Here is a 25,108-nt window from a genome sequence, read left to right as displayed (position 1 = left end):
TAGGATGTCCAGATGGTGGGAGCCACTTCGAAGCCGACATCGCCCAGGACCCTGGCCGAGAAGGTCTGGGACGCGCACGTGGTGCGATCCGCCGCGGGCGAGCCGGATCTGCTGTACATCGACCTGCACCTGCTGCACGAGGTCACCAGCCCGCAGGCCTTCGACGGGCTACGGATGGCCGGCCGGCCGGTACGCCGTACCGACCTGACCCTGGCCACCGAGGACCACAACACCCCGACCGGGTACGCCGATCCGGCGTTCAACAGCCGACGCGGGGACCTGCTGACCATCAGCGACCCGACCTCGCGTACCCAGATCGAGACGCTGCGCCGCAACTGCGCCGAGTTCGGCGTCAAGCTGCACGCCCTCGGCGACGACAACCAGGGCATCGTGCACGTCATCGGCCCGCAGCTGGGCCTGACCCAGCCCGGCATGACGATCGTCTGTGGCGACTCGCACACCGCCACCCATGGCGCGTTCGGGGCGCTGGCCTTCGGTATCGGCACCAGTGAGGTCGAGCACGTGCTCGCCACCCAGACACTGCCGCAGGCCCGGCCGAAGACGATGGCGGTCACCGTGACCGGCGAACTCGGCCCCGGCGTCACCGCCAAGGACCTGGTGCTGGCGCTGATCACCCAGGTCGGCACCGGCGGTGGCCGTGGTCACATCGTCGAGTACCGCGGCGAGGCGATCCGCAAGCTCTCCATGGAGGGCCGGATGACGGTGGCCAACATGTCGATCGAGTGGGGTGCCAAGGCCGGCATGGTCGCGCCGGACGAGACCACCTTCGCCTACCTCAAGGGCCGGCCGAACGCACCGCAGGGGGCCGACTGGGACGCCGCGGTGGCGTACTGGTCCAGTCTGGCCACCGACGAGGGCGCGTCGTTCGACGCCGAGGTGGTCCTCGACGCCGCCGCGATCACCCCGTTCGTCACCTGGGGCACCAACCCGGGGCAGGGCGCGGCGCTCAGCGCCGCCGTGCCGGACCCGGAGCAGTTCGACACCGACGCCGAGCGGGTCGCCGCCCGACGCGCCCTGGAGTACATGGACCTGCGGCCCGGCACCGCGTTGCGCGACGTCGCCGTCGACGTGGTCTTCGTCGGTTCCTGCACCAACGGCCGGCTGGAGGACCTGCGGGCCGCCGCCGACGTACTGCGCGGACGCAAGGTCGCCGACGGCGTACGGATGCTCGTGGTGCCCGGGTCGGCGAAGGTCCGTGAGGCGGCCGAGAACGAAGGGCTGGACAAGGTCTTCGCCGACGCCGGTGCCGAGTGGCGCTTCGCCGGCTGCTCCATGTGCCTGGGGATGAACCCGGACACCCTCAAGCCGGGAGAGCGGTCCGCGTCCACCTCGAACCGCAACTTCGAGGGCCGGCAGGGCCGGGGCGGGCGTACCCACCTGGTGTCGCCGCCGGTGGCCGCCGCCACCGCCGTGGTGGGCCGGCTGGCCGCGCCGGCGGACCTCAACTGACCGGCGACCGACCGCACCGACCTAGACGGGATCACGACATGGACAAGTTCACCGTGCATACCGGGACTGCCGTCCCGCTTCGCCGATCCAATGTAGATACGGATCAGATCATCCCGGCCGTGTACCTCAAGCGGGTGACCCGGACCGGCTTCGCCGACGGGCTGTTCAATGCCTGGCGCGAGGACCCGGAATTCGTTCTGAACAATCCTTCGTATTCGGGGGCATCGGTTCTCGTCGCTGGACCCGAGTTTGGCACCGGGTCATCACGTGAACACGCCGTGTGGGCCCTGCGCGACTGGGGCTTCCGCGCCGTGCTGTCGCCGCGCTTCGGCGACATCTTCCGGGGCAACGCCCTCAAGGAAGGGCTCCTGCCGGTGGAGCTGGAAATGCCCGCCATTGAGGAATTGTGGGCGCTCGTCGAGGCGGACCCGACCGCCGAGGTCACCGTCGACCTGGGTGCCCGCGAGGTTCGGGCCGGGGGGTCCAGCTGGTCGTTCCCGATCGACGACTTCAGCCGCTGGCGGTTGATGGAAGGACTCGATGACATTGGACTGACCCTGCGTCACGAGTCCGACATCACCGAGTACGAGAAGCACCGGCTGCCCTTCAAACCGGTCGTCGCATAGCGCCGACACCGCCTCGACAGGGCACATCCGAGACCCTGTCGAGGCCATCGGCGAGGCCCTGCCAAGGACTTCCAGGACGCCGATTCCGCCCCCATCCGATGGCCCACCAACCGTCCGGCTACTACCAACCGGCCGGTCCGGGGCACCGGATGGGGGCGAATCCGTTACGACACAAGGACTTTTTTCCCGTAGATGTTTGTGTCCTGCCGGTACAGGGCATACCGTGCGCGCAGAATGGCTCGTTGAGTCCAGTTGCACTACGGGAGGGAACTCGTGAACAAGGCAGAGCTCATTGACGCGCTCGCGGCTCGCCTGGGGGACCGCAAGACGGCGACGACCGCGCTCGACGCCGTCCTGGCCGAGGTCCAGGCGGCAGTCACCAAGGGCGACCGGGTGGGCATCACCGGCTTCGGGGTGTTCGAGAAGCGCGTCCGGGCGGCACGAACAGCCCGCAACCCGCGTACCGGTGAGTCGGTGAAGGTCAAGAAGACCTCCGTGCCGGTCTTCCGGCCGGGCGCCGGCTTCAAGGAGATGGTGGCTGCCGGCAAGGCGCCCAAGGCCACCGCCGCCAGGTCCACCACGGCCAAGGCCACCACCGCGCGGGCCGGCGCGGCGAAGTCCACCAGCTCCGCCGCGAAGTCGACCGCCGCCAAGGCTCCCGCGAAGCGGGCCAGCGCCGCCACCGCCAAGAAGACCACGGCGGCCAAGTCGACGCCGGCGAAGTCGACCGCGGCGAAGTCCACGGCGGCGAAGTCCACGGCGGCCAAGAAGACCGCGACGAAGTCGACCGCGACGAAGTCCACCGCCACCAAGTCGACGGCGGCGAAGTCGACGGCGGCCAAGAAGGCACCCGCGAAGAAGGCGCCGGCGAAGAAGTCGACGCCCCGCAAAACCACCCGCTGACGCCACCGGCCGCACCGGTCGGACACCGTCGGGACGAAGGCGCCCGCCACGGCAACGTGGTGGGCGCCTTCGCGCGTACCGAGCGGGCCTCGGCCGCGCCACCGCGTCTACAGTTGGTCCGAGCCGACCAACCGGTCCCCGGCGAACGACAGCAGCCACCCGCCGCCCTTCGCCGTCCGGTAGTCCGCCGAGGCCCGCCGGCTCAGCATGGTCAGCGCCGCCGGGATCACCGTGCCCTGGCTGCAGACCGCCGCCGCCGTACCGGCCGTCGCCAGCTCGGTCAGCCGCCCGGCGGCCGCCAACGCGACCTCCGCCCGGTCCTGGCCGGCGGCCGGCTCGTCGAAGACACCGTCCACCTCGACCGGCAGGTCCAGGGCCGCCGCCAGCGGAGCCACCGTCTGTACGCAGCGCCGTGGTGAGGCCGACAGCACCCGGTCCGGTCGGGTCAACGCCAGCAGCGCGGCCAACGCCTGCGCCTGGCGCAACCCGGCGGTGTCCAACGGCCGCGCACTGTCCGGACCCGACCAGGTGTCCCGGCTGCCGGCATGCCCGTGCCGCACCAACGTCAGCGTCACGCTCACCGGCGGCAGGTCGGCGAAGCCGCGCAGCACCCCCACGTCGTGCCGGTACGTCAGCCGCTGCTGGGCCTGCCGCAGCGGCAGCCAGCAGACCTCGTCCACCTCGTCGGCCGCCTCGTCCGGCACCGGCCCGGGCGGCTCATCGACCGCCCGCATCGACCAGTAGTCGACCTCCTTGGTGTTGCCGTCGGGCATCGTGTACCGGATCGACGGCAGCCGCACCTGCGGCACCGCCCGGATCCCGGTCTCCTCACCGACCTCCCGCACCGCCGCCGCCAACGGATGCTCCGCCGGCTCCAGCTTGCCCTTCGGCAACGACCAGTCGTCGTGCCGGGGCCGGTGCACCAGACACACCTCGACCGCCCCGGTGTCGTCGGTGCGCCACACCACGCCGCCGGCGGCGCGGACCTCGGTCACGGCAGCCATTTCGTCCGCCCCGGCGTCGACGCACGGTCCCAGGCATCGGCGAAGTCGGCCCGGGCCGCCCGGACTGCGGTCCGTTCCCGCTCCACCAGCCGGCCCGCCGTCACCGCCAACTCGTGGTCGTCGGGATGGTCGGCGGCGATCTGCTGCCAGGTGTCGGCGGCGACCGCCGCGTCCTGGTGCTCGCCGAGCAGGTTCTGCACCTTCGACAACGCCTTCGCCAGCTTCGCGGCACCACCGCCGACGACCGGCGCGACCGCGTCCACCGCGTACCGGGCCTTCTTGCCGTTGATCCGCACCGCGTGCCAGCGCTCGTCGGGGGCGTCCAACGTCAGGTCGGCGGCGCCGTCGACGCCGCTGCCGCCGTACGCCAGCCGTCGCCACGGCCTGGCGACCAGTCGGGGCAGCACCTGCGCGGCCGGCCCGGCCGCCGCCCGGGTCAGTTGCGGCTCCCGGGCCGCCTGCACCAGCATCTCCACCAGGGCAACGTACCGGTCGGAGCGCATGGCCGCGTCCACCTCGGCCAGTGCCGCCTCGTGCCGGGCGGCCAGCGCCGTGTCGATGCGACCCACCGCCGCGTCCGGCAGCGGCGCCAACGGATCCGTCGTGGCGGTCCGCCGGAGCCGTTCCCGCAGCACCTCGGCGTCGCGGGCACCGCCGAGCACCCCGGCGATCCACTTCAGCTCCTCGCGCAGCGTGCCGGCCCAGTCGGCGTCGACCAGCGCCCGGAAGGTCCGCAGGTCGCTGCGCAGCCGTCGGCAGCCCACCCGCATCTGGTGCACGGCGGTGTCGTCGTCGCCGACCGGGGCGTGCAGCCGCACCAACGCCTCGTGCGTCAGGATCCGGGTGATGTCGTCGCGGACGGCACGGGTCACCACGTCGGCGGCGGTCGGCTCGGCCGGCAGGTCGTCGACCGGGGGCAGGTCCGCCGGCCCGGCGGCGGCAGCGCCCAACGCCCGTACATGCTTGGGGGTGAAGCCGCCGGCGGTCGCACCGGCCGCGACCAGGGCGGCCTCGACCCGGTCCAGCAGTTGCCGGTCGCCGGTCTTGAACTCCACCTCGACCTCGCGGAACGTCGAGCGGACCGTCTTGCCGTCCAGCACCGACACCGCGTCGTCGGCCAGCTCCACCAGCAGCGCGTCGTCGGCGTCGCGGACCTCCAGCACCGTGCGGACGGTGCGCACCGTCGCGGCCGGGGTCAGTTCGGCCCCCCGCGAGTACGCGGTGACCAGCCACACCAGCTCGGGCGGCGGGGTACGGCGTTTGCCGGTCCGGCTGATCTCGTGCCGTACGCCGGGTGCGTCGGCCGGCAGCTTCACCGTCCACGGCTCGGTGTCGCCGACACGGTGCCGCAGCGACACCCCGGCGCGGGCCAGCCGCAGGTCCGGGGTGTCGTAGTAGGTGGCGGTCAGCTTCACCGCCGGCAGCTCCACCAGCCGCCCGCCGTCGGGCAGGCAGCCGGACAGGTCCGGTACGGCGAATCCGGGGTCGACCTCGTACTTGCGTTCCTCCTCCACCATCGGGCCAGCCTAGCGCCGTCGGCTGACCGGGACCGTCGCCGAACAGTCCGTACCGATCTGCTACTTGGCGGCGCCGACGAACCGGCGCAGCAGGCGTTCCTGCAGGTGGACCAGGGGTCGCCCGTCGGTGGAGTGGTGCCGGGTCCAGGTGCCGTCGGGGTGCAGCTCGAACGATTCGCACTCGGGGTCGAACGACTCGGCGAGCACCCGCTCCAACTCGGCGCGGGCCACCGGGTCGGTCACCTGCACCAGCGCCTCGACCCGCCGGTCCAGGTTGCGGTGCATCAGGTCCGACGAGCCCATCCAGAACTCGGCGTCGCCGTCGTTGCCGAACCGGAAGACCCGGGAATGCTCCAGGAACCGGCCGAGGATCGACCGTACCCGGATGTTGTCCGACAGCCCCGGCACCCCGGGCCGCAGCGTGCACATCCCCCGGATCAGCAGGTCGACCTGTACGCCGGCCTGCGAGGCCCGGTACAGCGCATCCACCATCTCCTCGTCGACCAGCGAGTTCACCTTGAACTGCACCAGCCCGGGGCGGCCGGCCCGTACGTGGGCGACCTCGCGTTCGATGCGTTCGATCAGCCCGCTGCGCACGCCGTGCGGGGCGACCAGCAGCCGCCGGTACGCGGTCTGCCGGCTGTAGCCGGTCAGTACGTTGAACAGATCGGTCAGGTCGGCGCCGACCTCCGGGTCGGCGGTCAGCATGCCGAAGTCCTCGTACAGCCGGGCTGTCTTCGGGTGGTAGTTGCCGGTGCCGATGTGGCAGTAGCGGCGGATCTGGTTGCCTTCCTGCCGGACCACCAGGGCTGTCTTGCAGTGGGTTTTCAGCCCGACGAGGCCGTACACGACGTGGCAGCCGGCGCGTTCCAGCATCCGTGCCCAGCCGATGTTGGCCTGTTCGTCGAAGCGGGCCTTCACCTCGACGAGCACCACGACCTGCTTGCCGGCGGCGGCCGCCTCGATCAGCGCGTCGACGATGGGGGAGTCGCCGCTGGTGCGGTACAGCGTCTGCTTGATCGCCAGGACGAGAGGGTCGGCGGCGGCCTGCTCGATGAAGCGTTGCACGCTGGTGGAGAACGAGTGGTACGGGTGGTGCACCAGGATGTCGCCGTCGCGCAGCGTGGCGAAGACGCTGCGCGGCACCTCGCCCTCGACCAGCCGGGGATGGGTGGCCGGCACGAACGGCCGGTCCTTCAGGTCGGGTCGGTCGGAGCTCTCGTACACCTGCCACAGCGCGGACAGGTCCAGCAGGCCGGGCACCCGCAGTACGTCGTGGCTGTCCATGTCCAGCTCGCGTACCAGAAGGTCGAGCATGTGGTCGGAGATGGAGGCGGCGACCTCCAGGCGTACCGGCGGGCCGAACCGGCGGCGGGCCAGTTCCCGTTCCAGCGACTGCAGCAGGTCCTCGTCGCGGTCCTCGTCGACTTCGAAGTCGGCGTTGCGGGTGACCCGGAACAGGTGGCACTCGACGACCTGCATGCCGGAGAAGAGCTGCCCGAGCTGGGCGGCGATCAGGTCCTCCACCGGCAGGAACCGGCCGCCCTGACCTTCCTGGCTGACCACCACGAACCGGGGCACGTTGTTGGGCACCTTGACCCGGGCGAACAGCTCCGGGCCGCCGTCGGGGTCGCGGACCGCGACGGCCAGGTTCAGCGACCGGCTGGAGATGTACGGGAACGGGTGCGCCGGGTCGACGGCGAGCGGGGTCAGCACCGGGAAGATGTGTTCCCGGAAGTAGGTGCGCAGCCCTTCCCGTTCCCCGGCGGTGAGGTCGTTCCAGCGGATCAGGTGGATGCCTTCGGCGGCCAGCTGGGGCCGTACCTCGTCGGTGAAGCAGCGGGCGTGCCGGGCGACCAGCCCGGCGGTCTTGACGGCGATCAGCTCCAGCTGGGTACGCAGCGGCAGCCGGTCGCCGCCGCGTACCGGCAGGCCGGCCTGCAGCCGGCGCTTGAGCCCGGCGATGCGAACCATGAAGAACTCGTCGAGGTTGCTGGCGAAGATCGCCAGGAACTTGGCCCGCTCCAGCAGCGGTGTCTGCGGGTCCTCGGCCAGCTCCAGCACCCGGGAGTTGAAGTCGAGCCAGGACAGCTCCCGGTTGAGGAACCGGTCGCTCGGCAACGGGTCCGCCTCGGCCGCACCGTTGGGCGTGCTGGTGTCGTCGGCCGGCATGGTGGCGGTCTCCACCGGCTCCACGGCCGCGTCCAGTGGCTCGGCGCCGTCGGCGACGGGGGTGACGCCGTCGTCCACCGGCTCGACGGTCCCGTCCGCCGGCTCGACGGCGGGCGACGGCTCCGGCGTCGGATCGGCCGCCGGCGTCGGCTCCGGCGACCTGGCCGGCTCCGCCGCTGGCGTCGGATCGGCGCTGGTCGACGTGCGGCCGGTACCGTTCGCCGTACGGCGTCGGCTCGGCCGGGTCGACCTGGTCTGCGGCGGTGTGGCCGCGTCGGCGTCGGCGGGCTGGTCTGCGGCGGCGCGGCGCGGACGGGCGGCGGCGCGCCTGGAGGGGGCGGGCGTCACCAGGTAATCATGACCTGATCACGATGAACGCGGTATGAATTTGCCCCGGGTTGGGTCAGTCAAATGTGGGCAACGTGACGCGGTTAACGCGTCCCGTCCCGTCCTGCTCGATGCGTACCCGTTGTCCCAGTCGTAGCAGCCGCAACCCGGAGGCGTCGAACGCCGCCGCCGGGAAGGTCAGCTCGCTGCCGTCGTCGAGCAGCACCGTACCGCTGCGGGTCGCCGCATCGAAGGTCGCCACCGTGCCCTGCACGTCAGATCACCGTCCCCGGCATGTCAGCCCACCGTTTCGGGGCGCCTGCCAGCACGGTACCCGGCCCGGCACAGCGCGGCGGTGTGCCGGCCCAGGCCGAGCCGGGCCGCGTCGGCGAGGCCGTCGGCGGTGTCCACGTCGCGGCGCAGCGTGGGCCAGGCAGCCCCGCCGGTGCCGCTGGTGCCGGTGTCCCCGGTGCCGCCGATGCGGCGGGCCCCGGACGCGGCGTGCCGGTCGGCTGAGCCGGGGCCGAAGCGGGGGTGCAGCGTGGCGGCGTCGGCGGCGGCGAGCAGCACCGTACCGGTGCCGTCGGCGTCGGGCACGAACCACCGGCCGACCGCCGCGGGCTGCCCGGTGTCCGCCGGCTGCCGCGCCGCGGCGGGCGACGTCGCGGCCCGCAGCGCGGCGGCAAGCTCCGCCGGGCGCAGCGCCGGCAGGTCGGCGGTGAGTGCGGCCACCGGCCGGCCGGCCGGGACGGTCGCCGCGCCGTGGGTCAGCGCGGCGTTGAGACCACCAGGGTCGGGTTCGGCGACGGTACGCGCCCCGAGCGCCGCCAGGGCGGCGGCAGCCACCGGATCGGCGGTCACCACCACCGCCTCGGCGACCACCGGGCAGGCCAGCACCGCCGCGACGGTGTCCAGCGCCAACGCCAGGGCCAGCTCCTCATGCGGTACGCCGGTCAGCGCCCCGCGCAGCCGGCTCTTGGCTGCGGCGAGCCGTTTCACCGGCAGCACCACCGACCAGGTCGCCTCCTGCACGGGTTCCATCCTGCCGGCTGGGCTCGTGTTGGCTCTGGCCGGGTCCGACAAGGCATGATTCGCTGCAACGATCGGCACGGGCGGCGGTCGGGTGGCAGGCGAGCGGGCGGGCACGAGGAGGCAACGGGTGGCGCGGCGGAAACTGGGCTTCTGGCGACGTTTCGTCGTGATGGTGATCAAACCGACGTTGACCATCTGGACCAGGCGGGACTGGTCCGGGATGGAGCACATCCCCCGTACCGGTGGGGTGATCATCGTCGCCAACCACATGTCGCACGCCGACCCGATGGCCATCGCGCACTTCGTCTACGACGCCGGCCGGTGGCCGCGGTTCCTCGGCAAGTCCAGCCTCTTCGCCATCCCGGTGGTCGGCCCCTGGCTGCTCAAGGTCCGGCAGATCCCGGTGCACCGGGGCAGCGTCGACGCGATCAAGTCGCTGGAGGCGGCGATCGACGGCGTCAACGAGGGCGGTGCCGTGGTCATCTACCCGGAGGGCACCACGTCGCGGGAGCCGGACCTGTGGCCGATGCGCGGCAAGACCGGCGCGGCCCGGCTCGCCCTGACCACCGGGGCACCGGTGGTGCCGGTGGCGATGTGGGGTCCGCAGAACATGTACGACCCACGGACCAGGAAGCTCAACCTGTTGCCGCGCCGGCCGGTCACCCTGCGGGCCGCCGAACCGATCGACCTCAGTCGTTGGATGGGTGCCGAACCCACCCGGGCGGTGCTGGAGGAGATGACCGAAACGATCATGCTGCGGCTGCGCGACATGGTCGCCGAGCTGCGCGGCGCCGAAGCACCACCGCTGTACACACCGGTGGTCCGCCGCAACGGCCGGACCGTCAAGGCACCGGACTCGACCGCCCCGGAGCCGGGTCAGTGACCCGCCGGGCCGTCGTCCTCGGTGCCGGCTCCTGGGGCACCGCGTTCGCCAAGGTCCTCGCCGACGCCGGCTCGGACGTCGTCGTCTGGGCCCGCCGCGAAAAGGTCGCCGCCGCGATCCGCGAGTACGGCACCAACCCCGACTACCTGCCGGCGGTACGGCTACCCGAGCGGGTCACCGCCACCAGCGACGCCGCCGAGGCGATCAAGGGTGCGGACCTGGTCGTGCTCGCCGTACCGTCGCAGACCCTGCGCGGCAACCTGGGCGACTGGGCCGCGCACATCGGCCCCGACGCGACCCTGATCAGCCTGATGAAGGGCATCGAACTCGGCACCACCAAGCGGATGAGCGAGGTGATCGTCGAGACCGCCGGGGTGAGCGAGGACCGGGTCGTCGTCGTCTCCGGCCCGAACCTGGCCGCCGAGATCGCCGCCGAGCAGCCGGCGGCCAGCGTCGTCGCCGGCATCGACGCCGACCGCACCGCCGCCGTGCAGCAGGCCATGCTCACCGCGTACGTGCGGCCCTACACCAACGACGACGTGATCGGCTGCGAACTCGGTGGGGCGGTCAAGAACGTGATCGCTCTGGCGTACGGCATCGCCACCGCGATGCGCCTCGGCGACAACACCAAGGCCACCCTGATCACCCGGGGGCTGGCCGAGACCGCCCGGCTCGGCGTGGCGCTCGGCGCCGACCCGTTGACCTTCGCCGGCCTGGCCGGCCTCGGTGACCTGGTCGCCACCTGCTCGTCGCCGCTGTCCCGCAACCGGACCTTCGGCGAACACCTGGGCCGGGGGGAGACCCTGGAACAGGCGCAGGCCGCCACCCGGCAGACCGCCGAAGGGGTCAAGAGCTGCCTGTCCATCCGGGACCTGGCCCGCGCCCACGGGGTGGAGATGCCGATCACCGAACAGGTGGAACGGATCTGCCACGAGGGCCTGGACCCGCGTACCGCGTTGACGCTGCTGATGACGCGGGCCACGAAACCGGAATAGGCCCTGCCGCCGGCCGGCGACCTTGGCCAGGATGAAGGCCATGAACGCTACCTCCCGCGACCCGGGGTACGGCGACGGCATCCGGTACGGCGACGGCACCCGGTGCGTCAGCGCCGGGCTGCCCGAGCCGACGCCCGGCCAGCCGTTCCTGCCCGGCCCGGTGTTCGCCGCCCCGTACCACCTGGACCCGGTGACCGGGCCGGCACCGGACCGCGACGGCTACGCCCGGGAGACCAACCCGACCCGGCGGGCGCTGGAAACCGCCATCGGGGACCTGGAAGGCGGTGACACCCTCGTCTTCGCCAGCGGCCAGGCGGCGATCACCGCACTGCTGCTGACCACGCTGCGCCCCGGCGACACGGTGCTGCTGCCCGCCGACGGCTACTTCACCGTACGGGCGTTGGTCGCCACGGTGCTGGAACCGCTCGGCGTCACCGTACGGTTGGTGCCGACCGCCGGGCCGTACCCGGACTTCGCCGGGGTGCGGCTGGTGCTGCTGGAAACCCCGGCCAATCCGGGGCTGGACGTCTGCGACGTAGCGACGCTCGCGGCGGCGGCCCACGCCGCCGGCGCGCTGGTCGCGGTCGACAACAGCGCCGCCACCCCGCTCGGGCAGCGGCCACTGGACCTCGGCGCGGACGTCGTGGTCGCCTCCGGCACCAAGGCGCTGACCGGCCACTCCGATCTGCTGCTCGGCTACCTGGCCACCGGATCGGCGCAGCTGCTGTCGGCGGTGACGACGTGGCGCAAGCTGACCGGCAGCGTGCCGGGCCCGTTCGACTGCTGGCTCGCTCACCGGTCACTGGCCACCCTGGACCTGCGGCTGGCCCGCCAGTCGGCCAACGCGCAAGCGGTCGCCGCCGCGCTGGTCGGGCGCCGTGACGTCACCGGCGTACGTTGGCCCGGCCTGCCGACCGACCCATCGTACGCGGTCGCGGCGGCCCAGATGCGCCGCATCCCGGGGATCGTGTCGTTTGATCTTGGTGACGCCGACCGGGTCGGCCGGTTCCTGACCGCGTCGACACTGGTCTCGGCGGCCACGTCGTTCGGTGGTCTGCACACGGCGGCCGACCGGCGGGCCCAGTGGGGCGACGACACGTCGCCGGGCTTCGTCCGGCTCTCCTGCGGCATCGAGGACACCGTGGACCTGGTACGCGACGTCGTCGCTGCCCTGGATGCCACCAACTGAGTCGCCACGGCAGATGTTGGCTCAGGACTCGACGGCCTACTGGTAGACGTCCTTGCGGTGCCCGACGGCGACCTTCACGCTGCCGCACCATCGGTACGGTCGGCCAGCAACGCTTCGACCTCTCGAGGGTCGACCCCGAGTGACTCCAGGGCAGCCGACAGCGGTACGAACTGCCCTTCAGCGCGGGATCGGGCGATCGCCGCAGCATCCCGGCGATCCCGGAACGCCTCGATCTCCTCCCACTCGTCGATGCCGACCAGGACGGCGACGGGCCGCTCGTACTTGGTGATGACGACCGGTTCCCCGGTGCGCTCCACCCCGTCCAGCACCCGGCCCGCCCCGTCCCGGAACTCCCGCAGGGTAATCCTCGTCATGCCCAGAAATGTACCGTGCGGTACCGTGCTGGACTCCGGTTGGCAGACTCGACAACATGTTGGCCAGCGTGCGGGAAGCGAGACCTGGTTGACGGAGCGGGAGCCGGGTGGCGGCCCGCCGTCGGGCTACCGGCGGCTGGTGGTCTACCGGCTGAGTGTCTGGTTCCTGCGCTTGGCGGCGGTGGCGTTGCCCTGCTCCTTCAACTGGCCGCAGCTCTGGTTCGTGTTGCCGGTCGTCATCGTGTTCGGCCTGATCGTGACATTGCCGCTGCGCTACCTGGCCCACTTCGAGTGGAGGATGCCGATGCTCGACCTCGATGCGTCAGTGCTCAAGGACGCAGTGGACGTCCGATACTGGTGAGAGCTGCCGACGATCCTGTGTGGCGTATCCGGGAGGTGCCAGCCTACTGGCGCGCGATGCTTGCCATGCGGATCTTTCTGTTGGCGTTCCTGATCGTCGGTGTCTCGGTCCTGGCGCTCCTGCTCGGTGGGCCGGTGGCCGTGTTCAGGACGGCGATCGAACTCATGTTCGTGGCGGCCACCGCGATAATCGTAGGGTGTGCGTATCGGGAGGTGTCGTGACCCGCCGCCGTGACTATTACCGCGACCCGGCCGCGCCGAGGGCGAACAGAGTCGTCCCGGGCGGTGCGGCGATCGTCACCGACGATCGCGGCCGGGTGCTGATGCACCGACGCGCAGACTCTGGCAACTGGTCGCTGCCCGGCGGCACGATGGAGGTCGGCGAGACGCTGCAACAGTGCGTCGTGCGAGAAGTGAAGGAGGAGACCGGCCTCGACATCGAGGTCACCGCGTTGCTCGGCGTCTACACCGACCCAGCGCACGTGATCGCGTACGCGGATGGCGAGGTGCGCCAGGAGTTCACCGCCACCTACCTCGGTCGGATCGTTGGCGGGACGATTCTGGTCAGCGACGAGTCAACCGAGGTGCGGTTCGTCGACCCGGCCGAGTTCGCCGACATTCCCATCCACGACACGGTACGGCTCCGACTGCGCCACCACGCCGAGCAGCGCGACAGTCCGTACCTCGGATAGTCAGGGACGCGGGCCCGCCGGAGTGCTGGCGTTGTGCGGTCAGGCGGTGAGGGCGCCGCTCTTGGTGGCGGTGACGAAAGCCGACCAGTTGACGGGGGAGACGGTCAGGACCGGGCCGGTGGGGTCCTTGGAGTCGCGTACGCCGATCACGCCGGCCAGCCCGTCGGCGACCTCGACACAGTCGCCCTGGCTGTTCGATCGGCTGCTCTTGCGCCAGGTGGCAGCGGTCAGATCGGTCATGGCTCGTACTCCTTCGCCGTGTCCAGCAGCAGCGCCCGCGACTCGGCCTCGCTCAACGCGGCCGACCGGATGTCGTGGTAGACCCAAGCGTACCGGTCGCTCTCAGCCTGCTTGTCGAGGAAGAGCGCGCCGGTGATCGACTCCTGGTAGACGGTGGTGGGTTCGTACTGCTCGGGAAAGTCCAGGATGGTGAACAGCCCGCCGGTCAGCACCCCGGCGTGCAGGTCGGACGAGAACGGCAAGACCCGGACGGAGACGTTCGGCAGCCGGCCGGCGTCGGCGAGCCGACGAACCTGTGTCGCCATGACCTGGCGCGACCCGACGACGCGACGCAGCACCGCTTCGTCGACGACGATGTCGAACTCCGGCGCCTGTGGCTCCAGCCGGGTCAGCAGCCGGGCCCGGCCCAGCCGCACCGCGACCCGGTCGGCGATCTGGTGACGGGGCACGCCGTCGACGTCCTTCGTGAAGACTGCGGTGGCGTACTCCCGGGTCTGCAGCACGCCCGGGATGAGCTGGCTCTGATAGACGCGGATCCGGCTGGCGGCCTCTTCCAGACCAACGTACAGCTCGAACCAGGACGGCAGGCTGGCGTAGTCGTGCCACCAGCCCTTCTCCCGGGTCTTGGTCGCCAATGCGGCAAGGATCTCGGCGGTCCCCTCGTCGACGCCGTACAACTCGCAGAGCAGCACGACGTCGCCGGAGCACCTGGTCCGCGACCGGCACCACCACCGCCACCTCGACGTACCCGACCGCTGGCAGCCCCCGGCCGCACGCGGTCACCGGCGTGGCCTACACCGGTGGCACGACCCGCACCGACACGTTCGCCTACACACCCGGCGGGCACACCAGCAGCCGTACGGTCGACGGCGTCACCCAGGCCCTCACCTGGGACGCCGAAGGCCGCCTCGCCACGACGAGCGAACCCGACCTCGACACCTCGTACGTCTACGACACCTCAGGCAACCGGCTGTTGCGCCGCGACACCACCGGTGCCACTCTCTACCTCGGCCACACCGAGCTTCGCCGGACCGCCAGCAACGGCCAGGTCGACGGCACCCGCCACTACCAACATGCCGGTGCCACCGTCGCCGTGCGCACCGTCACCGGGCTTACCTGGCTGATCCCTGACCACCACGGCACCAACCAGATCAGCATCGACCCCGCCACTCACGACCTCACCCGCCGCCGGACCCTTCCCTTCGGCGACACCCGCGGAGCCGTGCCCAGCCTCTGGCCCGACGACAAGGGCTTCGTCGGTGGCACCAAGGACCCCACCGGTCTCACCCACATAGGCGCACGCCAGTACGACCCAGCCCTCGGCCGGTTCATCTCCGTCGACCCACTCGTCAACCCCGGTGACCCGCAGACCCTCAACGGATACGCCTACGGCAACAACAACCCGACCAGCTTCAGCGACCCCACCGGCCTTGCCTTCCTCGAAGGAAACGGCGGCGCGTACGGAGAGGGCCGGAAAACCCGCCCAGGCAGCACACCAGGCAACCGAAAAACCACCGCAGGAACACCCTTGGTGATGCCGCTGAAAGGTGCCTCGGGTCACACCAGTGATGCGACGTCGGGAACTCCCGCTCCCGCTCCGCTCCCGCCCCCAATTCCTGTCGATTGCCTCCCTGCTGACCGGTGTCGTCCCATCGAAGTGGACCTTGCAACTTCCTTTGTTCCTTTCGTGGACCTTCCTGACTGCCTAGGTGGCAGTAAAATCGCTTGCTTCTTTGTTGGCGTGGACGCCGCCGGCGGAAAGATCGCTGGCGGAATCATTGGATTCGGGTTGCTTACCGCCAAGCGGATAGGGAGATTGGGCTACGTCGGTCGCGGGGTTTGGGATCTGCCGTGGAGGCAGAGAGGATTCGAAGTTGAGCGCATCATTCTTGCGGATCGAGGGCGTCCCGGATTTGCCGTCAACAACCATCCTAGAATCGATGATTTCTCCTTCCATTCGGGTGATGCGCTCAGTGTGAAAAGTGTTGATACGGAGCTTGGTTTCAAGAAACCTGGAGCACTCCAGGGGGAGCTGCGTCGTTATGTCCGCGCTCTTGAAAAGTATCGCGGTGGAACGCATGCCGGTGTTACTGTCGATCCGCGGGATATCAAATCGAGAACCCTGGCTGTCGGTATCCCCTCCGGAACGGTCACTGAGGTACAATATGCGGCTATGCTGGATGCGGTTAGGTACGGACGGGATCGAAATATTAATGTGGAGTTTGTGATCGTTCGATGATTGGCTACGGGTCGATAGATAGATTGCCAAATGTGACGGTTGTGGCGAGCCACTCTCGTCTTACCTCCGGAGTCTGGGTGGTAAATGGGTGGTTTAGGGTCGTCGATAACTCGATCTCGGATGAGGAACTTGCCTCAGTTATTCTTGACGCATTCAGTGTGACGAGGGATGGTTTGGTGCAAGATTCCATCGAAGATGTCAAGGGCTGGATGCTGCGGATCTTCGATTCGGTCGGGGTGGGATCGTATAGGGATTATCTGAATGGGCTTTTGTCGGTAAATGCCAGGAGGGAATCCTTGACCAGTCCTATTGAATTGACGCCGATGCTTAACTTGGGGGCGCGGCGAGGGTTGCGGTTCGACCTTGACAAGATGGTCATTGTGCCTTCGGATGCTGGACTCGGAGACCTCGGGGCATCTGTCCGGTTGGCCCTTGATAGGGCAAAGTGAGTATTGCTCGAGGTGTCGTGCTCGAACTGCCGTTAGGGCGTTGAAATTGTGCGCGACTTTGCCTTTGCTCTTGGCGGCGTTGGTGTCGTCCGATTGGACGGGGCGTCGGGTCGGCGGTAAGAGGGGTGGCCGGTCGGAGTCGCCAGCTACCTGACGGTCACTGAACGCATCGTCGGGAGGAAGCAGGGCCGGTCAGGGCACGCTGAGTCGGTACGCAGAGTAGGGTCAGCCGCGTGAGCGCGAAGACGTGAACCCGCGTACCGCCGGGCGTCCCCCTGACTGTGCCTGGCGCGCGTGTGAAGGCCGCGAGTGAAAGGCACCCCTGTGACAAGCGTACGGAAGACCCGCGTCGCCATCGTCTTCGGCGGCCGCAGCACCGAGCACGCGATCTCCTGCGTCAGCGCCGGCAGCATCCTCGCCGCCCTGGACACCGACGAGTACGAGATCGTCCCGGTCGGCATCACCCGCGCCGGCCGGTGGGTGCTCACCACCGGCGACGGCAGCCAGCTGGCCATCACCGACCGGCAGCTGCCGGAGATCACCGACCGGTCCGGCGCGGCCGTGGTGCTGCCCGCCGACCCGACCGGCAACGGGATCATGGTGCTCGACCCGGCCGACGGCCCAGCGGTCGCCCTGGCCGGCGTCGACGTCGTCTTCCCCGCCCTGCACGGCGCGTACGGCGAGGACGGCACCATCCAGGGGCTGCTGGAGATGGCCGGCATCCCGTACGTCGGGGCCGGGGTGTTCGCCTCGGCCGCCGCGATGGACAAGGAGTTCACCAAGAAGCTGGCCACCGTCGAGGGCATTCCGACCGGACCGTACGCGGTGCTGCGCGCCGGGGTGAGCCTCAGCGACGCCGACAAGGAGCGCCTCGGCCTGCCGGTGTTCGTCAAGCCGTCCCGGGCCGGTTCGTCGTACGGCATCACCAAGGTCTCCGACTGGGCGGACCTGGACGCCGCGGTCGCCACCGCCCGGGAGATCGACCCGAAGGTGCTGGTCGAGGCGGCGATCGTCGGCCGCGAGGTCGAGTGCGGGGTGATCGAGGGCGAGGCCGGCGGCGGCCCCGAGGCGTCGCTGCTGGCCGAGGTACGGGTGGTCACCGACCACGAGTTCTACGACTTCGAGGCCAAGTACCTGGACAACTCCTGCGAGTACGACATCCCGGCGGCGTTGCCGGCCGACGTCACCCGGCAGGTGCAGGAGTACGCCTGCCGGACGTTCACCGCGTTGGACTGCGCCGGCCTGGCCCGGGTCGACTTCTTCGTCACCGACGACAACCAGATCTACCTCAACGAGATCAACACGATGCCGGGCTTCACGCCGACGTCGATGTTCCCCCGGATGTGGTCGGCGGCCGGCCTGGAGTACCCGAAGCTGGTGGACCGGCTGATCCGTACCGCGCTCAACCGGGGGACCGGGCTGCGCTGACCGCGACCGGACCCACCGGCCGGACTAGGCCGGACCCGGATCAGTCCGGACCGGACTTGGATCAGGCGCGGCAGCCGCGCGGGGCGGCGTCCGCGTCGCTGGGCACGGTCTCGATCAGGGTGTCGGCGAACGCGGTCACCCACTGGCCCGGTTCGTCGTACGCCCCGGGCACGCTCACCCGCACCGGGATCTCCCGGTCGACGGTGGTCCACACGGTCGCGTCGGGCTGCTCGGTCGCGTGCCAGCAGACCCCGTCGAGCGCGTACACCAGGTCCGTCGGGGCGAACTCGGCCGGCGGCACCCCGCAGGCGACGGTGATCGGTGGTTCGCCGTACGCGGCGTTCTGCTCCGCGCCGTCGCTGACCAGCCGCTGGCGCAGGTCGCGCAGCGTACCGGGAAGTTGGGACAGCAACGCCCGGCAGACGACCTCGGCGCGGTCGTCCAGGGCGGGGGCGGCCATCTGCACCGGCGTGGTCGGCACCGGCGCGACGGACGCCGACGCCGAAGGCGACGTGTCGGCGCCGGCCGGCTGCCCGTCGGCGGAGCCGGCCCGGTTGAGCTGGCTGAACGCGGCAAGCGCCACGATGACAGTCAACGGCAGGGCCACCACGGTCGCCCAGATCGCCGCCTGCCGCGTGGTCCGGTCCGGCCCGCCTGCAGCAGAGCCACCGGTCGCCGGCTGGTCCGCGACCGGCGGGTCGTCTGCCGCCGTGTCGGGCGCAGCGGGGTTGAGCTGGTCGTTCACTACAGTCGTACCACCGAACACGTCAGGGTGCGGGTGATGCCCGGCACCATCTGGACCCGGCTGACTATCATCGTCCCGAGTTCGTCCACGGTATGCGCCTCGGTGAGCACGACCACGTCGTACGGCCCGGTCACCGCGTCCACCCGGACCACGCCGGAGATGTCCGCGATCGCGTCAGCGACGTCGCGTGCCTTTCCGACCTCGGTCTGGATGAGGATGTATGCCTGGACCACGACCCGACTCCTATCCGCCGCCCGGGAGCGGCCCGAACGTGAAACTACCGTACGGAGCAGGCCGGATTCATGACGGTGCCCGAGTGGAGACGATGATGAACGAGGTGGACCGGTGAATGTGGCACGGGCGGGTGAATTCGGGCTCATCTCCCGGGTCACCGCGCGGCTACACCCGGGAGCCGCCACGCTGCTCGGCCCCGGCGACGACGCGGCGGTCGTGGCCAGCACCGACAACCGGGTGGTCGCCTCGACAGACGTGCTCGTCGAGGGCCGGCACTTCCGGCGGGACTGGTCCAGCGCGGTCGACGTCGGCCACCGGGCCGCCGCCGCGAACCTCGCCGACATCGTCGCGATGGGGGCGGTGCCGACCGCGCTGCTGGTGGCGCTCTGCGCCCCGCCGGAGACCGACGCCGGCTGGGCCGAGGACCTGGCCGTCGGCCTGTCCGACGAGGCCGCCAAGGTCGGTGCGGCCGTCGTCGGCGGTGACATGTCGGCCAGCCCGACGTTGACGATCGCGGTGACCGCCCTCGGTGACCTGCACGGCGCGGCCCCGGTGCTGCGCAGCGGCGCGCACGCCGGGGACGTGCTGGCCATCGCCGGCCGGCTCGGCTACGCCGCCGCCGGCTACACGGTGCTCTCCCGGGGGTTCCGGTCGCCGAAACTGCTGGTGGAAGCGCATCGACGCCCCGAGGTGCCGTACGCCGCCGGTCCGGCCGCCGCGAACGTCGGCGCCAGCGCCATGATCGACATCTCGGACGGGCTGATCGCCGACCTGGGCCACGTCGCCACCGCCAGCGGCGTCGGCATCGACCTGCGGCGGGAGGCGTTCGAGGTGCCGCCGCAGATGCGCGACACCGCCAACGCGCTCGGCGTCGACCCGTACCAGTGGATCTTCGGCGGTGGCGACGATCACGCCCTGGCCGCGACGTTCCCCGAGGATCTGCCGTTACCGAAGGGGTGGCGGCGGGTCGGCCACGTGGTCAAGGGCGCCGGGGTGACCATCGACGGCCAGCCGTACCAGGGCGCCCCCGGCTGGGAACACTTCCGCTGAGCCGACACGCGGTGCCGACATGCGGTGCCGACGCACGGTGCCGACATGCGGTGCCGACGCCGCCCGCCGTCGACGTGCGCCGAGGGCACCGCTCGCCGGCCGCACTACCCTTTAGCCGTGACTGAACTGCTCTCCACCGGCGTCGAGATCCGCCGGGTCCGCTTCACCGACTCCGTCGCGCAACGCCTGGTCACCGCCGCCCTGGCCGACCTGGGTGCCCGGTACGGCGGCAGCGGCGACGACACCCCGGTCGACCCGGCCCACTTCGACCCGCCCGGCGGGGCGTTCCTCCTCGCCCACCTCGACGGGCAGGCGGTCGGCTGCGCCGGCTGGCGCAGCCACGGCACCTCCGGCGAGGACGCCGAACTGAAGCGGATGTACGTCACCGACGCCGCCCGTGGCCGGGGTGTGGCGCGGGCGCTGCTCGCCGCCGTCGAACGCTCCGCCGCCGGCCAGGGCCGTCGTCGGGTCATCCTGGAGTGCGGCGACAAGCAGCCCGAGGCGATCGCGCTCTACCGCAGCTGCGGGTACGCCCGGATCCCCAACTTCGGCTACTACCGGGACTCGCCGGGCTGCCTCTCCTTCGGCCGGGTGCTCACCAGCGACTGGTGACCCGGACACCGTCGAGCGGCCGACCCGCACCGGTCAGGCGGTGACAGACTCGGTCGGTGACAGACGTAGCCGCCGGACCCGGGTGGGTCCGGCGGCTACGGAAGTGTCGGATCGCGGGTGGCGCGCTCAGGCGCCCCGGACCACCTTGCCGGCCTTCAGGCAGGAGGTGCAGGCGTTCACCTTGCGGGTGTTGCCGCCACCGGCCGGGGTGCGCACCGTCTGGATGTTCGGGTTCCACCGGCGGTTGGTCTTCTTCTTCGACCACGGCACGTTGTGACCGAAGCCCGGCCCCTTGCCACAGACGTCGCACACGCTAGCCACGGGATACTCCTGGGGATTTGTCGTTCATCAGGTCGCCGGTCGCTGGGACACGGTACGCCCAGACAACCTGCTCAGGTTACCCGATCGGCCCGGCCGCCGACCAATCGCCCCCGACGCCGTACGTCCGCCAGCGCCGCACCCCGCGCCTGGCACCGGCAAGGCACCGGCCCGGCGTCGTCCCCGGCGTCGTCCCCGGCGTCGTCTTCGCGGCGGCTGTCGGCCGGCCCCAGTAGGCTCAGCGCCGTGCTGGACATCCTCGACGCCGCCGCCGTCCGGCGGTGGTGCGCGGATGGGCTGGCCGCCCTGCGCCGCCACCAGGGCGAGATCGACGCGCTCAACGTCTATCCGGTGCCCGACGGTGACACCGGCACCAACCTGGTCCTCACCCTCACCTCGGCGCAGCACGCCCTCGCCCTGGACCTGGACAACTCCTCCGAGGGCGAGCAGACCTCGCACGGGCGGGTGCTGCGGCTGATGGCCCGGGGCGCGCTGCTCGGTGCCCGGGGCAACTCCGGGGTGATCGTGTCGCAGATCCTGCGCGGCATCGCCGACGCGCTCACCGACACCGCCGTGGTGCGCGGCCGGGCCCTCGCCGGGGCGCTGACCGCCGCCGCCGAGGCCGCCTACGCGGCGGTCGCCCGCCCGGTCGAGGGAACCGTGCTCACCGTGGTAGCCGCGGCCGCGCGGGCCGCCGACCGGACCGGCTCCGACGACCTTCCCACCGTGGTACGGGCCGCCGCGTCGGCCGCCCGCGAGGCCCTCGCCGCCACCCCGACCCAGTTGCCGGCGCTGGCCCGCGCCGGCGTGGTCGATGCCGGGGGCCGGGGGCTGTGCCTGCTGCTCGACGCCCTGGCCGCCGTGGTGGCCGGCGCCGGCAACGCCGATGTCGACCCGCCACCGCGCCCCGCGCCCGCCGACCCGTCGCCGCGCCCCGTCCGCGAGCCGGTCACCGTCCGCGAGCCGGTCACCGTCCGCGAGACCGGTTCCGACGAGTACGCCTACGAGGTGCAGTACCTGCTCGAAGCGCCCGCCGACGCCGTCGACCGGCTGCGCGCCACCCTGGCCGGCATCGGCGACTCGCTGGTCGTCGTCGGCAGCGGCGACGACCCTCCGGTATGGAACGTACACGTGCACGTCGACGACATCGGTGCCGCCATCGAGGCCGGCGTCGTCGCCGGTCGGCCGTACCAGATCTCGGTCACCCGCTTCGCCGACCAGACCGCGCCGCCCGCCCCGACCACAGTCGCGCCGCCGGCCCCATCCACAGCCGCGCGGCCGGCCGCGCCCGGCCGCGCCACGGTCGTGGTCGCCGCCGGCGACGGCCTCGCCGCCCTGTTCACCGGCGAAGGCGCCGTGGCCGTCGGCGGCTCCCCGTCCACCGCCGAACTCCTCGCCGCCGTCCGCGCCACCGGCGCCACCGAAGTCGTGGTGCTGCCCAACGACCCGGACACCCAGGCCGTCGCCGCCCTCGCCGCCCGCGAGGCCGAATCCGGCGGGGTCACCGTCGCCGTCGTACCGACCCGGTCACCGGCGCAGGCCCTCGCCGCGCTCGCGGTCCGCGACCCGCAGCGCCGCTTCGCCGACGACGTCATCGCGATGGCCGAGGCCGCCGGTGCCTGCCGGTACGCCGAGGTCTGCTTCGCCGCCCGTGAGGCGCTCACCGTCGCCGGCCGTTGCCGCCCCGGTGACGTCCTCGCCCTGGTCGAGGGCGAGGTGCTGCTGATCGGCACCGACCTGGCCGGCACCTGCCGCAACCTGCTCGACCAGCTGCTCGGCGGCGGCGGGGAGCTGGCCACCCTGATCCTCGGCGCGCAGGCCCCCGACGGTCTCGCCGACGCGCTCACCGCCCACCTGGCCCGCCACTGGCCGTTCGTCGAGGTGCACACCGTCGTCGGCGGGCAGCCGCACTTCCCGCTGCTGGTCGGGATCGAATGACACACCTGTTGTTGGGGGCCGGATGACGCAGCCATGCACGATGGACACTCCGCTGACGGTCAACCTCGGCGCGAAGACCGCCAAGGCGATGGCCGACCACCTCGACCTGCACACCGTCGGCGACCTGCTCTACCACTTCCCGCGCCGCTACGACCAGCGCGGCGAACACACCGACATCCGCTCGCTGGAGGTGGGGGAGCAGGTCACCGTCCTGGGCCAGGTGCGGCGGACCACCGTACGGCCGATGCGCCAACGGCGCGGCAAACTGCTCGAAGTCGTCGTCGAGGACGGCGCCGGCGGCACCCTCACGTTGACCTTCTTCGGCAACCAGGCGTGGCGCGAACGGGACCTGAAACCGGGCCGCTGGGGGCTGTTCGCCGGCAAGGTCACCGAGTTCCGGGGGGTACGCCAACTCAACGGCCCCGAGTACGTACTGCTCGGCGACGGTGCCGCCGACGGCGAGGTGGCCGCCGAGGAGGGCGTGGAGGAGTTCGCCGGGGCGCTGATCCCGGTCTACCCGGCGGCGGCCGCCGTACCGACCTGGGTGATCGCCCGCTGCGTCCGCACCGTGCTGGACGTACTCACCCCACCTGAAGATCCGATGCCGGCGGCGGTACGGGCCAGCCGCAACCTGCTCGGGCTGCACCCGGCGTTGCGGCAGATCCACCGCCCGGCCAGCGACGTCGAGCTGTTCCAGGCCCGCCGGAGACTCAAGTGGGACGAGGCGTTCGCCGTACAGCTGACGTTGGTGCAGCGCAAGCTGCGCGCCGCCGACTGGCCGGCGCGGCCCCGGCCCCGCACCGACGCCGGCCTGCTCGCCGCCTTCGACGCCCGCCTGCCGTACGAGCTGACCGACGGTCAGCGGCGCATCGGCGAGGAGATCGCCGCCGATCTGTCCGCCGCGCACCCGATGCACCGGCTGCTGCAGGGCGAGGTCGGCTCCGGCAAGACGGTCTGCGCGGTACGGGCGATGCTGCAGGTCGTCGACGCCGGTGGGCAGGCGGCGCTGCTCGCCCCGACCGAGGTGCTCGCCGCCCAGCACCACCGGGGCATCCAGGAACTCCTGGGCCCGCTGGGCCGGGCCGGCGAGCTGGACGGTGATCCTGCCGGCACCCGGGTGACGCTGGTGACCGGCTCGCTTGGCGCGGCCGCGCGCCGGGCCGCCCTGGACGAGGTCCGCGCCGGCCGCGCCGGCATCGTGATCGGCACCCACGCCCTGCTGTACGAGGGCGTCGACTTCGCCGATCTGGGTCTGGTGGTCGTCGACGAGCAGCACCGGTTCGGGGTGGAGCAGCGGGACGCGCTGCGGGCCAAGGCCGAGCAGCCGCCGCACGTGCTGGTGATGACCGCGACTCCGATCCCGCGCACGGTCGCGATGACCGTCTACGGCGACCTGGAGGTCTCGGCGCTGACCCAGCTGCCCGGCGGCCGGTCGCCGATCGCCTCGCACGTGGTGCCGGCGGCGGAGAAGCCGGCGTTTCTGGAACGCGCCTGGCGGCGGGTCCGTGAGGAGGTCGCCGCCGGCCATCAGGCGTACGTGGTCTGCCCGCGCATCGGCGACGCCGCAGGGTCCGGGGCCGCAGCAGGGTCCGGGGCCGGCGGATCCGGCGTCGACGAGGAGCCGTCCGGCGAGGATCCCGCCGCCGGGGGCGACCCCGGTGCCCGGCGGTCCCCGTTGGCGGTGACCGAGGTGATGCCGCTGCTGGCTGAGGGGCCGCTGCACGGGTTGCGGATCGAGATGCTGCACGGCCGGCTGCCGGCCGACGCCAAGGACGCGGTGATGCGTTCCTTCGCCGCCGGTGACGTCGACGTGCTGGTCGCCACGACGGTCGTCGAGGTCGGGGTGAACGTGCCGAACGCCACCGTGATGATCGTGCTGGACGCCGACCGGTTCGGGGTGTCGCAGCTGCACCAGCTGCGCGGTCGGGTCGGCCGGGGCTCGGCGGCCGGGCTGTGCCTGCTGGTCACCGACGCCGCCGAGGGTACGCCGGCCCGCGAACGGTTGGACGCGGTCGCGTCGACCACCGACGGGTTCCGCCTGGCCGAGCTGGACCTGGAGCAGCGCCGCGAAGGCGACGTCCTGGGCGCCACCCAGTCGGGCCGCCGCTCCCATCTGCGGCTGCTGTCGCTGCTGCGTGACGCCGAGCTGATCGGGCAGGCCAGGGCCGAGGCGATCACGCTGCTCGACGACGATCCGCAGCTGGACCGGTATCCGGCGCTGGCGGCCTCGGTCGACACCTTGGTCGACGCCGAACGCGCCGAGTACCTCGAAAAGGGCTGACCCGCCTTCACCCTCCCCACCACCGCCCCG

At 71.5% G+C, this 25,108-nt stretch carries 26 protein-coding genes; 15 read left to right on the top strand and 11 right to left on the bottom strand.

Annotated elements, in window-relative coordinates:
* The first annotated feature begins 12 nt into the window (after positions 1 to 12).
* The 3 genes from leuC (at position 13) to ACN28F_RS07015 (ending at position 2,999) form a co-directional block, all read left to right on the top strand.
* The gene (gene leuC / locus ACN28F_RS07025; RefSeq protein WP_421357265.1) at positions 13 to 1,470 is read left to right on the top strand and encodes a 3-isopropylmalate dehydratase large subunit; all 1,458 of its coding nucleotides are present in this window, start codon (positions 13 to 15) and stop codon (positions 1,468 to 1,470) included.
* Positions 1,471 to 1,508: 38 nt separating this feature from the next.
* Positions 1,509 to 2,096 (top strand): 3-isopropylmalate dehydratase small subunit, encoded by a 588-nt coding sequence (gene leuD / locus ACN28F_RS07020; protein ID WP_282226159.1) that lies wholly within the window; start codon positions 1,509 to 1,511, stop codon positions 2,094 to 2,096.
* A 273-nt stretch (positions 2,097 to 2,369) separates the two neighbouring features.
* On the top strand, positions 2,370 to 2,999 hold the full coding sequence (locus ACN28F_RS07015) for an HU family DNA-binding protein (protein ID WP_421357264.1): 630 nt from the start codon (positions 2,370 to 2,372) through the stop codon (positions 2,997 to 2,999).
* Positions 3,000 to 3,106: 107 nt separating this feature from the next.
* Here ACN28F_RS07015 and ACN28F_RS07010 read toward each other — a convergent pair whose 3' ends face one another.
* The 5 genes from ACN28F_RS07010 to cofC form a co-directional block, all read right to left on the bottom strand.
* Positions 3,107 to 4,003: an NUDIX domain-containing protein gene (locus tag ACN28F_RS07010; RefSeq protein ID WP_421357263.1), complete on the bottom strand. Its 897-nt coding sequence runs from the start codon at positions 4,001 to 4,003 to the stop codon at positions 3,107 to 3,109.
* Positions 3,991 to 5,520: a CHAD domain-containing protein gene (locus ACN28F_RS07005; RefSeq protein ID WP_421357262.1), complete on the bottom strand. Its 1,530-nt coding sequence runs from the start codon at positions 5,518 to 5,520 to the stop codon at positions 3,991 to 3,993. Before ACN28F_RS07005 ends, ACN28F_RS07010 begins: the two co-directional genes overlap by 13 nt.
* Before the next feature lie 60 nt (positions 5,521 to 5,580).
* The gene (locus tag ACN28F_RS07000) at positions 5,581 to 7,707 is read right to left on the bottom strand and encodes an RNA degradosome polyphosphate kinase (protein WP_421361299.1); all 2,127 of its coding nucleotides are present in this window, start codon (positions 7,705 to 7,707) and stop codon (positions 5,581 to 5,583) included.
* A 388-nt stretch (positions 7,708 to 8,095) separates the two neighbouring features.
* Entirely contained in the window at positions 8,096 to 8,293 is a 198-nt protein-coding gene (locus ACN28F_RS06995) for a cold-shock protein (protein WP_289207249.1), read from the bottom strand.
* 23 nt (positions 8,294 to 8,316) lie between these two features.
* Entirely contained in the window at positions 8,317 to 9,051 is a 735-nt protein-coding gene (gene cofC / locus ACN28F_RS06990) for a 2-phospho-L-lactate guanylyltransferase (RefSeq protein WP_421357261.1), read from the bottom strand.
* Between the two features lie 127 nt (positions 9,052 to 9,178).
* Between cofC and ACN28F_RS06985 the strand changes: the two genes are divergently transcribed.
* Genes ACN28F_RS06985 through ACN28F_RS06975 form a run of 3 tightly spaced genes read left to right on the top strand, consistent with a single transcriptional unit; the run spans position 9,179 to position 12,118 of the window.
* Entirely contained in the window at positions 9,179 to 9,934 is a 756-nt protein-coding gene (locus ACN28F_RS06985) for a lysophospholipid acyltransferase family protein (protein WP_421357260.1), read from the top strand.
* Entirely contained in the window at positions 9,931 to 10,929 is a 999-nt protein-coding gene (locus tag ACN28F_RS06980; RefSeq protein WP_421357259.1) for an NAD(P)H-dependent glycerol-3-phosphate dehydrogenase, read from the top strand. Before ACN28F_RS06985 ends, ACN28F_RS06980 begins: the two co-directional genes overlap by 4 nt.
* 40 nt (positions 10,930 to 10,969) lie before the next feature.
* Positions 10,970 to 12,118, top strand: a complete 1,149-nt coding sequence (locus ACN28F_RS06975) for a cystathionine gamma-lyase (protein ID WP_421357258.1) — start codon at positions 10,970 to 10,972, stop codon at positions 12,116 to 12,118.
* Positions 12,119 to 12,192: 74 nt separating this feature from the next.
* Here ACN28F_RS06975 and ACN28F_RS06970 read toward each other — a convergent pair whose 3' ends face one another.
* Positions 12,193 to 12,492 (bottom strand): type II toxin-antitoxin system Phd/YefM family antitoxin, encoded by a 300-nt coding sequence (locus tag ACN28F_RS06970; protein ID WP_199757470.1) that lies wholly within the window; start codon positions 12,490 to 12,492, stop codon positions 12,193 to 12,195.
* 88 nt (positions 12,493 to 12,580) lie between these two features.
* Between ACN28F_RS06970 and ACN28F_RS06965 the strand changes: the two genes are divergently transcribed.
* Genes ACN28F_RS06965 through ACN28F_RS06955 form a run of 3 tightly spaced genes read left to right on the top strand, consistent with a single transcriptional unit; the run spans position 12,581 to position 13,544 of the window.
* Positions 12,581 to 12,853, top strand: a complete 273-nt coding sequence (locus ACN28F_RS06965; protein ID WP_421357257.1) for a hypothetical protein — start codon at positions 12,581 to 12,583, stop codon at positions 12,851 to 12,853.
* A complete protein-coding gene (locus ACN28F_RS06960) occupies positions 12,850 to 13,074 on the top strand; it encodes a hypothetical protein (RefSeq protein ID WP_421357256.1) in 225 nt (74 codons plus the stop codon). The genes ACN28F_RS06965 and ACN28F_RS06960 overlap by 4 nt, the downstream gene beginning before the upstream one ends.
* The gene (locus ACN28F_RS06955; RefSeq protein WP_421357255.1) at positions 13,071 to 13,544 is read left to right on the top strand and encodes an NUDIX domain-containing protein; all 474 of its coding nucleotides are present in this window, start codon (positions 13,071 to 13,073) and stop codon (positions 13,542 to 13,544) included. The genes ACN28F_RS06960 and ACN28F_RS06955 overlap by 4 nt, the downstream gene beginning before the upstream one ends.
* Before the next feature lie 39 nt (positions 13,545 to 13,583).
* Here ACN28F_RS06955 and ACN28F_RS06950 read toward each other — a convergent pair whose 3' ends face one another.
* Together ACN28F_RS06950 and ACN28F_RS06945 are read right to left on the bottom strand one after the other, a co-directional pair.
* Positions 13,584 to 13,784, bottom strand: coding sequence for a DUF397 domain-containing protein (locus ACN28F_RS06950; protein WP_421357254.1), 201 nt, complete (start codon positions 13,782 to 13,784; stop codon positions 13,584 to 13,586).
* Complete coding sequence (locus tag ACN28F_RS06945; RefSeq protein ID WP_421357253.1) at positions 13,781 to 14,476, bottom strand: DUF5753 domain-containing protein; 696 nt, start codon at positions 14,474 to 14,476, stop codon at positions 13,781 to 13,783. The genes ACN28F_RS06950 and ACN28F_RS06945 overlap by 4 nt, the downstream gene beginning before the upstream one ends.
* A gap of 95 nt (positions 14,477 to 14,571) precedes the next feature.
* Between ACN28F_RS06945 and ACN28F_RS06940 the strand changes: the two genes are divergently transcribed.
* Together ACN28F_RS06940 and ACN28F_RS06935 are read left to right on the top strand one after the other, a co-directional pair.
* Positions 14,572 to 16,023 (top strand): RHS repeat-associated core domain-containing protein, encoded by a 1,452-nt coding sequence (locus ACN28F_RS06940; protein ID WP_421357252.1) that lies wholly within the window; start codon positions 14,572 to 14,574, stop codon positions 16,021 to 16,023.
* A gap of 773 nt (positions 16,024 to 16,796) precedes the next feature.
* A complete protein-coding gene (locus ACN28F_RS06935; RefSeq protein WP_421357251.1) occupies positions 16,797 to 17,900 on the top strand; it encodes a D-alanine--D-alanine ligase family protein in 1,104 nt (367 codons plus the stop codon).
* A gap of 61 nt (positions 17,901 to 17,961) precedes the next feature.
* On the opposite strand, the gene ACN28F_RS06930 is transcribed toward ACN28F_RS06935, so the two are convergent.
* Both ACN28F_RS06930 and ACN28F_RS06925 read right to left on the bottom strand, forming a co-directional pair.
* Positions 17,962 to 18,645 carry a DUF3515 domain-containing protein gene (locus tag ACN28F_RS06930; RefSeq protein WP_421357250.1) on the bottom strand — a complete coding sequence of 228 codons (684 nt, stop codon included), beginning with the start codon at positions 18,643 to 18,645 and terminating at the stop codon, positions 17,962 to 17,964.
* Entirely contained in the window at positions 18,645 to 18,878 is a 234-nt protein-coding gene (locus ACN28F_RS06925) for an Lrp/AsnC ligand binding domain-containing protein (protein WP_123600471.1), read from the bottom strand. The genes ACN28F_RS06930 and ACN28F_RS06925 overlap by 1 nt, the downstream gene beginning before the upstream one ends.
* A 112-nt stretch (positions 18,879 to 18,990) precedes the next feature.
* Here ACN28F_RS06925 and ACN28F_RS06920 point away from each other — a divergent pair, with 112 nt between their 5' ends.
* Positions 18,991 to 19,929: a thiamine-phosphate kinase gene (locus ACN28F_RS06920; RefSeq protein WP_282226173.1), complete on the top strand. Its 939-nt coding sequence runs from the start codon at positions 18,991 to 18,993 to the stop codon at positions 19,927 to 19,929.
* A 126-nt stretch (positions 19,930 to 20,055) separates the two neighbouring features.
* Complete coding sequence (locus ACN28F_RS06915) at positions 20,056 to 20,541, top strand: GNAT family N-acetyltransferase (RefSeq protein ID WP_421361297.1); 486 nt, start codon at positions 20,056 to 20,058, stop codon at positions 20,539 to 20,541.
* A gap of 126 nt (positions 20,542 to 20,667) precedes the next feature.
* Here the strand turns inward: ACN28F_RS06915 and rpmB are convergent, their stop codons facing one another.
* A complete protein-coding gene (gene rpmB, locus ACN28F_RS06910) occupies positions 20,668 to 20,862 on the bottom strand; it encodes a 50S ribosomal protein L28 (RefSeq protein ID WP_123600473.1) in 195 nt (64 codons plus the stop codon).
* A 243-nt stretch (positions 20,863 to 21,105) separates the two neighbouring features.
* Between rpmB and ACN28F_RS06905 the strand changes: the two genes are divergently transcribed.
* Both ACN28F_RS06905 and recG read left to right on the top strand, forming a co-directional pair.
* Positions 21,106 to 22,797 (top strand): DAK2 domain-containing protein, encoded by a 1,692-nt coding sequence (locus ACN28F_RS06905; protein WP_421357249.1) that lies wholly within the window; start codon positions 21,106 to 21,108, stop codon positions 22,795 to 22,797.
* Positions 22,798 to 22,819: 22 nt separating this feature from the next.
* The gene (gene recG, locus ACN28F_RS06900; RefSeq protein ID WP_421357248.1) at positions 22,820 to 25,078 is read left to right on the top strand and encodes an ATP-dependent DNA helicase RecG; all 2,259 of its coding nucleotides are present in this window, start codon (positions 22,820 to 22,822) and stop codon (positions 25,076 to 25,078) included.
* Positions 25,079 to 25,108: the final 30 nt, after the last annotated feature.

It is taken from the genome of Solwaraspora sp. WMMA2101, from assembly GCF_049179175.1.
Classification (GTDB): domain Bacteria; phylum Actinomycetota; class Actinomycetes; order Mycobacteriales; family Micromonosporaceae; genus Micromonospora_E.
Note: the sequence above shows the minus strand (reverse complement) of the source record. Positions and strands in the feature narration are given on the sequence as shown.